This window comes from Neobacillus sp. S1227, from assembly GCF_055385255.1.
Genome location: NZ_AP038276.1, coordinates 849,353 through 861,796, shown reverse-complemented (window position 1 = coordinate 861,796; position 12,444 = coordinate 849,353). Strand labels below are relative to the sequence as shown.

Here is a 12,444-nt window from a genome sequence, read left to right as displayed (position 1 = left end):
CACCCACTCCTCACAATTCCACTTTATTTAGCTGAACCTGCAATACTTGAGTTTCGCCTGGCAGGCCATATTTATAGGTAAGTTCGCGTTCTTCCTTGTCATCCGCATCAGTCATAGGAATCCAAACCTTCACATCCGGCAGTTCCGTAGCTCCTAGGACTTCCAGTCTGCCATTTGCAGAGAACGTCAGCGTCCTGCGGGCCCTTTCCCAATCATTAATTTGCTTGGAGGTCCAGAATGTAAATCCGGCAGTCCTTGCTTTCCTGACTAATTCAATCAGCGCCTCTTTGACCTTTGGTAAATGGTAGATGTGATGCTGATGGAACAAGAAATGCGCAACACCGTCCACCTGTTTGGCTTTTTCCAAAAATGGCTCAATAATTGTGGTATCTGCAAGCGAAGGGTGATTCATATCCTGCGTTAAAAAGCCAATCTCCAATACGTCGTAGAAGCGGTTTTGTTCATCTGCCAATGAAATTGGGAAGTACGGCTGGCACGTACCAAACAGAAAACCTACATTCCCTTTTTTACTTGGTCCTCTTGTTTGATCCGCCTGTATGCCATTCTTCTCACACCATCTGAACAGCTCCCCCCAGCCCTCAAACCGCGTATAGTGGTTTTTATTGGAGGTAAAATCGGTTTCATCCGCGGCTCTCTTTAACCATTCAAGCTGCTCCAGAAAGGCTTCTTCCGACCAGACTCCCTCTTCCGCCTCCAATGCATTATAATGAAGGGCTAACTCGTGACCGTCGGCTTTTGCTTTTTCATAGATTTCCTTACTGAATCCAGGGGCAATGATACACCAAGTGGTCTGGACATCCTCCTGTTTCAATACTTGCAATGTGGCTTCGGCGGCTTCATTGATGTTCATATCGCTGTCAAACGAAATCATCGCCATATGCTGAACCGAGGCAGGCCAGTACTCGAGTACGGGCAGGGTCAACCCTTTATCCAATGCGCGCCGGATTAAGTGTCCAAGGGTGACTTCCCTCCATAAATCGGCATAGGGTGTAAAAAAATAAGGCATCCCCGTTTCCGTTGTTTTCCGGTCCTTTTCCCAGTCTAATTCGAACCCGTCATCTGCCTTGAGAATTCCTTCATCCAGGTTAGCCGTTCCATCAGGAGCCGGGATTCCATCCTCTGTTACGGGCGACGTTCCCTGCTGTAGTCCGACAATCGTTTCCGGAATATTGATTGCCCAGCGGTCAACATATCCTTTTCCAACTGGTATTTGCAGAAGAGCTGCCGATTTCTGGTCATCGCCGCATAATTCACCCGTTTGTATTGCGGATTCCGTGTCAATATACTGCCAAGGATTTGCTTTCAGATAGCGAAGCGGGTCTTCCTGGCCGAATTCCGCTGGCAAAACAACATAACCGGCTTCCAATGGCGGCAGGTTTTTACACCCAAGCTCCTGGCTGAGAAGCTCCAATCCTCCGTAACTGATGATAATTCCTCCCGAAGCGGCGTAATCCAACAATGCCTCTTTTATGAGATGGTCCTCACTTGCAAGTCCGACAATCAATAAATCTACTGTATTAAATTTTGATATATCATCTATCGTTTGATAGGGTACTCGAGCATGTTCTAACACCTCGATTATATATCGTTCAAATATATTTTCCTGATGGGACCATCGCTGCAATTCTGCCTGCCCATCGAAAAACAGACCAATTCTGGCCATTTGCATATCCATCTCACCAACCTCCCCCTCTTTTTTGAAGAACATGTATTTAACCTGTATGCGAAAATCATAAACCATATTATTGGAAAGTTCAACGACTTTTTTGAATATTTCAGTTTTTTTGTTAAATAATTGGCATGGAGGCGATGATTAGGAGGGATATTCCCATAAAAAACAGCTTTGAGTTTTTCTCTCCAAGCTGTTTTTGTGCGGTATTTTGTAAACATTTTTCCAAAGGGCTCGCATACACGTTTTAGATAGACCTCTTTTTTCACTGCTGGCACATCTTCAGCACCGCTTCGGGTAAAATAGACCTTCTATTTTTACCGGTCGAGCACGCTTCACCACCCCTTCGGAAAAATCCACCCCTATTTATACCAGACTCACTCCCTCCACCAACGTCCTAGGCAAAACGCTTTAACCCCTCACTTAACAAAAAAAGAAAACTGCCTTATACCAAGGCAGTTTTCCATCCCTATCACAAACTTTTAAAAATCGTAATTATCAATATTATCCTTCGTAAACACCACCCGCTCCGGCAATAAGATAATGCCGCTGCGATCATCGGTATAATCATAGCCCTGAATGGTATTTGGCTCAATCTTCACGTGGCCGATGTTCGGTACATCAAACTCGTCGCCAACCTTTAAGTCCTTACCCTCGACTGTCATCAGATAGGCAACATAAGCAGCAAGCGCACCTTGCTTTTTGACATCCCACAATCCGAATTGCTTAACGGTTCCGCGTTTGACAAAGTCCCGCATAACGTTTGGTGTCGAGAATCCGGTAATCGCAATCTTGCCGGCTACGCCAAGGTTTTCAGCCGCTTGGGCCATGGCCGGCAGCGCAGTAGCATCCGGACAAATGACAGCGTCGATGTCAGGATACGTATTAATAATATTTTGACCGACAGTCAGAGATTTCTGGGCATCATTTTCGCCGAATTGGGTCGTTACAATTTCCCAGCCTGGGTGCTCTGCTTTAATTTTGGCCTTGGCAGCTTCAACCCATTGGTTTTGGTCTGTTACTGTTGGGCTAGAGTAAAAGAATGCAACCTTCGCATTGTCGCCAACCTGCTCAGCCGTCATCTCAATCAGCATGCCGCCCAATTGGTCTGGAGTCCCTTGGTTAATATAGAAGGAACGGTGCTCAGGGTTTACATCCGAGTCCCAAGTCAAAATCTTAACGCCGCGTTTTTTCGCACGGTCCAAGGCCTGGTTCAAGCCGTCAACAGAGGTGGAGGATACCATTAATGCCTTATAGCCCTGGTTAACAAAATTGTTAATGTACTTAACTTGCCCGGCAACAGACGCCTCACTTGGTCCATCGTAAGTTAAATCCACGCCAAGCTCCTTGGCCATCTCTTTTGCCCCTTCACCGCCGGAGGTAAAAAAGCCGACACCGGTCAATTTAGGGATAAAGGCCAATTTTACATTCTTTTTATCGTTTTTCCCGCCGCCGTCCCCGCTGGAAGACTTTTCTCCGCTGCTGCTGCAAGCGGCAAGGACCAGCAGCGCTGATAAAATAATGGTAAGCAGTTTCAGATAACCAGATTTTCTCATTACTCTACACTCCTTTTAAGGCTCTTTCACTGCAGCCTTTTTAATATGAAACTTTTTAAAAAGTCCCCAATTCGTTAATCGGAGTAACACGGCAATGATTAACAAAAATCCAATAACCACACTTGTTTCCTGGCTGGTCATACTCATCATCTGCAAGCCATACTGCATCATCCCAATTACAATACTTGCTATCCCTGTTCCGACAACTGACCCCTTGCCCCCTGTAATGCTCGTTCCCCCCAAAACAACTGCCGTAATGACAGGCAGAACGGCTTCCGTTCCAAGGTCGGACCTGGCGGAACTAAAGTAGGATGTCAAGATTAGCCCACTCACACCACCTCCCAAACCGGCTATAATATAAGACCAAATTAAGATTGATTTCACCCGAATCCCGCTGTAGCGGGCAGACTTGCTATTAATCCCCACCAGAAAAACCTGCCTGCCAAACCGGGTAAGATTTAAAATCACCGCAAAGAAAACCATAAAGCCTATAAAAAACAGGATAGGATTGGGCAGTCCGAATGTTTCCCCATTGGCCAGCGTCACAAACCCATCCGGAAACCCGCTGATTCCTTCATATCCGGAAGCACTGCTGCCACCGGAAATAACCAAAGCAATTCCCGAAAAAAGAAACATTGTTCCCAGCGTCACAACTAATGGCTGAACATTCGTCGTCGCAACGATCGTCCCATTAACCGCACCTGCACAAGCGCTGATCAATAGGGCAATCAGGACCGCCAGCCAAACATTAAGCCCATTCATCCACAGAACTCCGATGACAATGGAGGTCAAGCCAATCGTGGAACCAACGGAAACATCGATCCCTCCTGTAATAATCACGTACGTCATCGGTATCGCGGCTAGTCCAATGTAGACATAGTCATTCATGCTAAAAATCAAGTTTGTCAAATTTAAAAAATCAGGGTTCATCACTCCAAAGAAAATAAGTTCAAGGATGAGAAAAATGACGAGTGCGCTCTCCCACCTAAAGAGTGGCTTGATTCGATTCATCATCACTTTGAACCCCTCCTTCCGCTTCAGCCGTTTCCTTCTTTTTAAATTGGCTGTTTGCTAAAAAACTTTGGAACCTAGAGTCACTGATGACAATGACGAGCAATAAAAACCCGGAAATGGCGTTATTCCAGTACGCGGGAATTTTCAAATAGATCAACGAACTATTGATGGCTGTCAAAAAAATGGCCCCCAGTCCTGCTCCCAGCACAGTCCCGAGACCGCCGTTTAGGCTGACACCGCCAAGCACCGCCGCCGCAAGGACCTGCAGCTCCATCCCGCTTCCGGTTTGGTTTGGAACAAAGCCAATATTCATGACAAAAATCAGACCGGCAACCGAAGCAGATAGCCCTGACAGTACGAAGGCCAAAACCCTCACCTTAGAAACAGGAATCCCAATCAGCCTTGCTCCGTTGGCATTATCGCCGACAGCATAGAAGTAACGGCCAAACTTGGTCATCCTCAGCACCAAATAGGCTGCAACGAGAATCACCAGCCCAACCCAAACTGGCAATGGTAAACCGATCAATTCCGTTCCCGACAGCTTTTTAAAATAATTCGGAATGTCCTCAATCCACTTTCCGCCTGTTAAAATAATCATGAAGCCTCTTAAAATACCTAATGTGCCCAATGTCATAATGATAGCGGGAATTCTTAAGTAAGCCACTCCCAGTCCATTAAATAGACCGGCGATCAAACCGACGGCAAGAACGGCAGCCGATGCCGCCCAGCCAGAAACGCCGCTGGTTAACAGCAGGCCGCAAACCGCCGCTGACAGCCCCATCGTCGACCCGACCGAAACATCTATTTCTCTTGTTAATAGAACAAACGACTGGCCGACTGCCAAGATGAGTAAAATAATGGCGCTCTCCACCAGCAAAAGAAGGCTTTTTCCAGATATAAACTTGCTATTTACCATCCCTACAATCGCGATAAACACAACAATAAGGACCACAATCGAGATTTCCCGCTGCTTCATTATTTTTGAAAGGAGATTCATAGCGCCTTCAACTCCTTCTGGATCCCGAATGCTGCTGAAGTAATGGAATCGATGGTTAAATCCGCTTTGCGAATCGTTGTCGTCATCCGTCCTTCATGCATGACAAGGACCCGGTCGCTTAGCTGAACGATTTCTTCAGTATCGGAGGAGATGAGAATCACTGCCAGCCCCCTGTGCTTCAAGTCGTCGATCATCTTGTAAATATCTCCGCGGGCTCCGGCGTCAATCCCGCGCGTCGGTTCATCTAAAATAATAACTTTTGGACTTGTTTCCAGATATTTTGATAGAACAATCTTTTGCTGGTTTCCTCCAGATAAATTGCTTATTAACTGATTCGGTCCTGTTGTAAAAATTTTAAAGCTATTAATGGCTTGAGCGGCAATGTCTTTTTCTTTTTTAAAAGGGAGAAATAGGCTGCGAAATTTGGGAAGGATGGTGGATGTGATGTTCATTTGTATGGAGGCGATAGAAAACAGACCGTGCTGGTGGCGGTCCTCAGGGACGTATACCAAGCCCAGGTTGATCCGGTCACGCAAAGAATGTTTCTTAATGCTTTCCTTTTCTAAAAAAATATCTCCAGAATCTGATGGCTCCAGGCCAAAGATTGTTGCGGCGAGCTCAGTTCTGCCTGCACCGACGACACCGGCAATTCCTAAAATTTCACCCGGGTATAGGTCAAAACTGATGTTTTGAAACCGGTGTCCCGATAAATTTTTTACAGAGAGGATGGGCTCGGAAAGCTGACTCACCGAATGCTTCTCCTCCGTTCTTTCTAGCTGCGGAGCCAAAATTTCTATCTTTTCCGGCATTAGCCCTTCCAGTAATGTCTCATAAGTAAACTCGCGAACTGGCCCTTTAGCCGAGATGATTCCATCCCGAAGAACAGCAACGGTATCAGCCAGTTCAAAAATCTCCGTGAGGCGGTGGGTAATATAAAACACGCCAAGGCCTTCGCTTGTTAATTTTTTGATGGTGGAAAAAAGAGAATTGATTTCACTAAAGGTTAGGGTGGAGGTTGGTTCGTCTAGGATCAGAATCTTGGCATTTCGGATTAACCCTCTCAAGAGTTCAACTAGCTGCTGCTCCGCAATCGAAAGGCTAAGGCCCCGGCGGTTCAAATCCAAATTCCAGCCTAATACGGAGAGATAATGCTGAATCCGTCTCTCGCATTCGGCTTTATTCTCATGCAAACCAATGGTCACGTTTTCGCGAATCGTCATATTGGGGAAGATTAGTGGTTCCTGTGGGACTAGATAGATTCCATGTTTGTGGGCATCGGATGGCTGGTGAAACAATACTTCGCTCCCCTCCACTGCCATTTGCCCCTGATCGGGTCGATACAATCCCGTGATGATTTTCATTAAGGTTGATTTACCAGCACCGTTTCCGCCTACAATCGCAAAGACCTCCCCTCTATGAAGGGTTAAATCCACACCCTTTAATACGGGGTTCCCTGCAAATTGCTTGTATATTTGCCGGATATGAAGCAGCTGGTCATCCATTCCAATCACCCGCCTTGTCCGGTTATCACACTACTAATCTAAACATTTTTTCATGGCGGCAACTTTTGTCTCCGACCATTAAAACGCTTACAACACAAATATTAAATGACGAAATACCCATAGTCAATACGTTAATTTAAAATTATCTAAATATTTAAAATTAATTGACTTTTAATTTCACGCCCCCTATACTCAATATCAGAGTAAACATTTGTTACGTGAATGATTTTTTGTTGAAAGGTTGAGGAAGATGACGAACAATGATGCGTTCACTGAAAACCTCCTCGTTAAGGTTGCTTGGTATTATTACAAGGACAATCTCACTCAGACCGAAATCGCCGAACTGCTTCACTTATCACGAAACAAAGTTGTTCGTTTACTTGAGCGCGCCCGTGCCGAAAATATCGTGCAATTTCATATCCAAGGCCACGGGGTCCACTGTCTGGAAATCGAACGTCTTTTGGTTTCCGCTTTTAAGTTACCTCAAGCTTTTATCATTCCTACTCCAACTCATAATCTTAGCCGTTCATTGTCAAAAGCAGCAGCACAGTACCTCGAAAACAGTATTTCAAATAATAATTTGATAGGATTCGGATGGGGAGAGGCTGTTTCCCGAACCATCGAAGCTTTGTCAATCGATCCTGCAATCGAGGTGTCCATGGTCACTCTGACTGGCGGTGTTAACTACTATTTTCACAAGCGCGATTACTCCATGGAAGGCGGCCTTGATAAATTCAAAGGTGGAATCCATGTCATTCCGGCCCCATTTCTCGCCTCATCGGAAAGAATGGCGAAAAATATGTTATCAGAACCTTCAGTGGAAAATATACTTGATTTGGCAAGCTTGTGCCACCACGCCGTCGTCGGGATTGGCGGTTTGTCCGCTGATTCTACCATTATCAAGGAAGAGAAGATGACCCTTAACGAATTACTTTATATTAAAAACCAAAATGCGGTCGGCGATATTCTGGGCCAATTTTTTGATGCTAATGGCGAGCTTCTGGATTTGCCGCACCACAACAGGCTAATCGGCACCCATCTGCATACATTGAAAAAATTAAAAAATGTCATCGGCGTCGCCGGCGGTCCGCATAAAGTGGAGGCCATCTACGGCGCGTTGAAAGGAGGTTATATCGACACCCTGATTACCGATGAAGAAACCGCTGCTGCACTACTAAAAAAGGAGGCTGCTTTTTAAATGGAGTACATCCTGGTTTTTGATGCCGGCACAGGCAGTGTGAGAGCTGTTCTGTTTGACAAAACAGGCAAGCAGGTTGCCGTCTCGCAATATGAATGGACGCACTTGGAAGACCCGCGCTACCCGGGCTCGATGGATTTTGATGTAAACCGAAATTGGGAGATTATTCAAACCTGCATCTCCGAGGTGTTGGAGCGGTCTGGCGTTCTCCCAAGCAGCATTAAAGCCATCAGTGCGACAAGCATGCGTGAGGGTTTTGTCCTCTACGACGAAACTGGAAAGGAAATTTGGGCCTGTGCCAATGTCGATGCCCGGGCCATGGCAGAAGCCAAAGAGCTAAAAAACGGCGATCCCCTGCTTGAGAAACGGCTCTATGAATTATCCGGACAAACATTTGCCCTAGGCGCACTCCCCCGTCTTCTTTGGATTAAAAACAACCAGCCGGAAATCTATGAAAAAGTTGCCTATTTAACCATGATCAATGACTGGATTCTCTTCAAACTCACCAACAATCTTCAAGTAGACCCCTCCAACGGCTGCACCACCGGACTTTTTGATTTAAAAAATCGCACTTGGACACCGGCCATTACCGAAGCCTGTCAGCTGAAAAGCAACATCTTCCCTCCCGCAAACGAAGCAGGAAATCTACTCGGAACCATTCCCAAATCTATCGCTCATTCTACTGGACTTGCAGAAGGCACGCCTGTTTTTAGCGGCGGCGGTGATGCCCAGCTTGCATCCGTTGGCGTCGGCGCCACCCGCGACGGCCAGACCTTTATATGCGGCGGCAGCTTTTGGCAGCAGGAAATCAATATTAAGGAAGCCATAATCGACCCTGACTGCCGAATCCGTGTAAATTGCCACGCTGTCCCGGATTTATGGCAGATTGAAACCATCGCCTTCTTCCCCGGACTTGTCATGCGGTGGTTCCGCGATGCTTTTTGTGAACACGAAAAAATGGAAGCGCAGCAAACTGGACGCGATGCCTATGAAATTTTAGAAGAAAAGGCAAAGGATGTTCCTGTCGGTTCAAACGGCATTATTCCGATATTCTCAGATATCATGGATTATATCTCATGGCGGCATGCAGCCCCCTCCTTCCTTAATCTCACTATTGATCCCAATAAAACTGGCAAGAAAGAAATGTTTAAATCGATACAAGAAAATGCCTGTTTTGTGACCTATGGCAACCTGAAGATTGTCGCAGAAGTTACCGGCCATTACCCTTCGGAAGCTATCTTTGCCGGCGGCGCCTCTAAAGGGAAGCTTTGGAGCCAAACGCTGGCAGATGTGCTTGGGATTCCTGTTAAGATACCCGTTGAAAAAGAAGCTGCGGCCCTGGGTACTGCGATTATGGCAGGGGTGGGCGCCAGTTTGTTTTTAGATCTTGAGACTGCCATTTCGGAGTTAGTGAAGTGGGAACGGGTTCACTACCCAAACATGGATAACCATCGGCGTTATCTATTACTATATGAAAATTGGCGGAAGGTTTATGCCGAGCAGTTGAAATTAGCGGATTCCGGAAAAACCACCCACATGTGGATGGCACCCGGGTTGACAGTTTAATTTTTGAAAGGGGGTGAAACGGCAATGTTTCACGTGAACGAAGAAAATCTGGAATACCGGTATGGCACCCACGGGCCAAAGTACTTACGAAAAGGACCAAATGTGGATATGGGCGTGGTGCTGCTAAAACCGGGGGATGACCACGAAAATCACTATCATACGACCTGCGAAGAGATCTTCTATATCCTCGAAGGAGAAATGGATATTTATATAAACGGCGAGCCTGTCCACGTCAAACCGGGCGATATGCTGCAGGTGCGGCCATTCGAAGCCCATTATTTAAAAAATACTTCCTCTGTCGATTTCAAAGCGGTGTTTATTAAATCGCCGCATATCGGTGAGAGAGACACAGTCATTGTAGAAAACCCGAAAATGAAGGAGTGATTGTTGAAATGAATTGGGGATTTCAAAATAGAATGAGTCAGATCTTTCCGGGCGGCAAAGCCGTCATGCTGGCGATTGATCACGGCTACTTCCTCGGCCCCATCCACGGTTTGGAAAAACCGGGTGAAACCGTTCGCAGCCTGCTGCCTCATACGGATTCGTTATTTGTGACTAGGGGGACACTCGATTCCTGCATTCCTGCCGATGTGAATAAGCCCATGCTGCTGCGGGTTTCCGGCGGTCCAAGTGTGCTGAATGACCTTTCCAACGAGACGATTGTGACACCGATTAAGGAAGCCATCCGCCATAATGTCGTTGGGGTCGGAGTTTCGATGTTTATTGGCTCCAAGTATGAAACGCAGACGGTGGCGAATTTAGCGAATGTGGTAACAGAAGCCCATGAGTATGGAATTCCTGTGTTAGCAATAACCGCTGTCGGCCATGAACTGGAGAAACGGGATGCAAGGTTTTTAGGATTGGCTTCCCGGATTGCTGCCGAAATGGGTGCTGATATTGTTAAAACCTATTATTGTGAGGGGTTTGAGAAAGTTACAGGGACCTGTCCAGTGCCGATTGTGATTGCGGGCGGGCCTAAGTTAGAGACGATCAAAGATGCGCTGGAGCTTACGTATAATGCAATGAATCAGGGCGCGGCTGGTGTGGATATGGGACGCAATATCTGGCAATCGGAGTATCCGGAAGCGATGATTCAGGCGATAAACGGGATTGTGCATAAGGGGTTGAAGGTTGGTGAGGCGCTGGAGTTGTATGGGCAGTTAACTGGGGTGAAGGTGGGGTAAGATTGTTGCATTTATTGGTTTGGAGGGCAAAACCTTGCCCTCCTATTTTATCTTAGGTAGTTTTTTAAATTTGTTTTATTCTCTCTACATAATTTGGTCCACTCACGACATATTTCCGGGACCTCTCTACATAATTACCGGTCTTCACGACATTATTTGGAATAAATAGGTAATCTCTTTAACTTCATCTATTCTCTCTACATAATTTGGTCCACTCACGACATAATTTAGGGACCTCACTACATAATTTCCGGTCCTCACGACACTTTTTGGAATAAATAGGTAATTCCTTTAACTTCATCTATTCTCTCTACATAATTTGGTCAACTCACGACATAATTCCGGGAACTCACTACATAATTTCCGGTCCTCACGACATTTCCTGGAATAAATAGGTAATCTTTTTAACCTCATCAATTCTCTCTACATAATTTGGTACACTCACGACATAATTCCGGGAACTCACTACATAATTTCCGGTCCTCACGACATTTTTTTGGAATAAATAGGTAACTCCTTTAACTTCATCTATTCTCTCTACATAATTTGGTCCACTCACGACATAATTCCAGCTCCTCACTACAAAATATATCCTATATAAACCGACTACCCTAAAAGGATCACCCCCAGCATCAACGCCGGGATGATCTCACGCTGACCATCAGGCCTGAACGCCCCGAATTTTTCCGTTCCAATAGACTGCCCCTGCACACCTGAAGAACGTCCAAAAGATTAAATGGAAGATTCAATAAATTACACAAAAACATTCTCCTATCGGCAGAAAAAAAGCACCTAACCCGTCTGCAGGTGCCCCCCTTCCCGCGAAATTTATTTCGCTAAACTCACAGTTTCGGTCTTGAGTTTTTCCAATTCATTATCAGTTTAGTAAAGGACGGTGAAAACTTGGTGAAAGTGAGATCTTTTTTTAAAATTAATAGAAAAAATTGCTGCGTTAAATTACCCTATCTTTCCATTTGTCGATTATATGAAACTATTAGACTCGTCATTTCGTCTTTTAGAGTGATATAATTTTTCAAAAACAAGAAAGGAACTTCGAGCTTTGAAACGAAAGAGAAAAAGAATACGTATAAAACGAGTATTACCTTTATTAGTTCTCGTGATTACCATAGTGGTAATCTTTTATAATAAAATGAATTCTACTCCTACGAAACCAGCGATCGCAAAGGATGCTCCAATGCCGACTGAACTCAACCCGGTTGTGAAGGAGCAGGCCAATCAGCTAATCCAGCAAGCTGCCAAAAAAGGGATTGTGGTGGTCATTACGGACGGTTTTCGTAGTGCCGAGGAGCAGGACAGTTTATATGAACAAGGGCGTACCACAGAGGGATCGGTTGTAACCCATGCGAAGGGCGGCGAATCTTATCACAATTACGGGCTGGCGATTGATTTCGCGTTAAAGACGCCTTCGGGAGATGTGGTGTGGGACCGGGAATATGATCGGAATGGAAACTCAAAATCCGATTGGACCGAGGTCGTACAAATGGCGAAAAAGCTGGGGTTTGAATGGGGCGGAGACTGGGCTAAATTCAAAGATTATCCTCACCTGGAGATGAATTTTGGTTTAACGATTGCTGATCTGCAGAATGGGGAAAGGCCAGATTCGTCCTTGGTTGCGGGACCTAATCCAGGCGAATAGGTATTTTCACTATTCGCCCGCGGGTCGTTATATTTGGGTAGAAAAAATATTAAATATAATCATGTAAATAAAAGGAAAAC

The 12,444-nt window shown here is 45.6% G+C and carries 10 protein-coding genes; 5 read left to right on the top strand and 5 right to left on the bottom strand.

The genetic code is table 11. The features are described 5' to 3' along the window. Positions 1-10: 10 nt before the first annotated feature. The 5 genes from ACZ5AE_RS04280 to ACZ5AE_RS04260 all read right to left on the bottom strand — a co-directional run bounded on the left by ACZ5AE_RS04280 (position 11) and on the right by ACZ5AE_RS04260 (position 6,759). Positions 11-1,696 (bottom strand): polysaccharide deacetylase family protein, encoded by a 1,686-nt coding sequence (locus ACZ5AE_RS04280; RefSeq protein ID WP_464569784.1) that lies wholly within the window; start codon positions 1,694-1,696, stop codon positions 11-13. 476 nt (positions 1,697-2,172) lie between these two features. Beyond that, a complete protein-coding gene (gene lsrB, locus ACZ5AE_RS04275) occupies positions 2,173-3,246 on the bottom strand; it encodes an autoinducer 2 ABC transporter substrate-binding protein LsrB (protein ID WP_464569782.1) in 1,074 nt (357 codons plus the stop codon). Between the two features lie 15 nt (positions 3,247-3,261). Further along, positions 3,262-4,248 (bottom strand): ABC transporter permease, encoded by a 987-nt coding sequence (locus ACZ5AE_RS04270; protein ID WP_464573538.1) that lies wholly within the window; start codon positions 4,246-4,248, stop codon positions 3,262-3,264. Further along, positions 4,232-5,257, bottom strand: coding sequence for an ABC transporter permease subunit (locus ACZ5AE_RS04265; protein WP_464569780.1), 1,026 nt, complete (start codon positions 5,255-5,257; stop codon positions 4,232-4,234). The genes ACZ5AE_RS04270 and ACZ5AE_RS04265 overlap by 17 nt, the downstream gene beginning before the upstream one ends. Beyond that, positions 5,254-6,759, bottom strand: coding sequence for a sugar ABC transporter ATP-binding protein (locus ACZ5AE_RS04260; RefSeq protein WP_464569778.1), 1,506 nt, complete (start codon positions 6,757-6,759; stop codon positions 5,254-5,256). Before ACZ5AE_RS04260 ends, ACZ5AE_RS04265 begins: the two co-directional genes overlap by 4 nt. A 250-nt stretch (positions 6,760-7,009) precedes the next feature. On the opposite strand from ACZ5AE_RS04260, the gene ACZ5AE_RS04255 reads away from it, so the two are divergent. The 5 genes from ACZ5AE_RS04255 to ACZ5AE_RS04235 all read left to right on the top strand — a co-directional run bounded on the left by ACZ5AE_RS04255 (position 7,010) and on the right by ACZ5AE_RS04235 (position 12,364). Continuing rightward, positions 7,010-7,957, top strand: a complete 948-nt coding sequence (locus ACZ5AE_RS04255; protein ID WP_464569776.1) for a sugar-binding transcriptional regulator — start codon at positions 7,010-7,012, stop codon at positions 7,955-7,957. Next, positions 7,958-9,523 (top strand): autoinducer-2 kinase, encoded by a 1,566-nt coding sequence (gene lsrK, locus ACZ5AE_RS04250; RefSeq protein WP_464569774.1) that lies wholly within the window; start codon positions 7,958-7,960, stop codon positions 9,521-9,523. It begins immediately after the preceding gene. 24 nt (positions 9,524-9,547) lie between these two features. Continuing rightward, positions 9,548-9,907, top strand: a complete 360-nt coding sequence (locus tag ACZ5AE_RS04245) for a cupin domain-containing protein (RefSeq protein WP_464569772.1) — start codon at positions 9,548-9,550, stop codon at positions 9,905-9,907. Positions 9,908-9,915: 8 nt separating this feature from the next. Further along, on the top strand, positions 9,916-10,707 hold the full coding sequence (gene lsrF, locus ACZ5AE_RS04240) for a 3-hydroxy-5-phosphonooxypentane-2,4-dione thiolase (protein WP_464569770.1): 792 nt from the start codon (positions 9,916-9,918) through the stop codon (positions 10,705-10,707). Positions 10,708-11,857: 1,150 nt separating this feature from the next. Beyond that, complete coding sequence (locus tag ACZ5AE_RS04235; RefSeq protein ID WP_464573537.1) at positions 11,858-12,364, top strand: M15 family metallopeptidase; 507 nt, start codon at positions 11,858-11,860, stop codon at positions 12,362-12,364. Positions 12,365-12,444 lie beyond the last annotated feature (80 nt).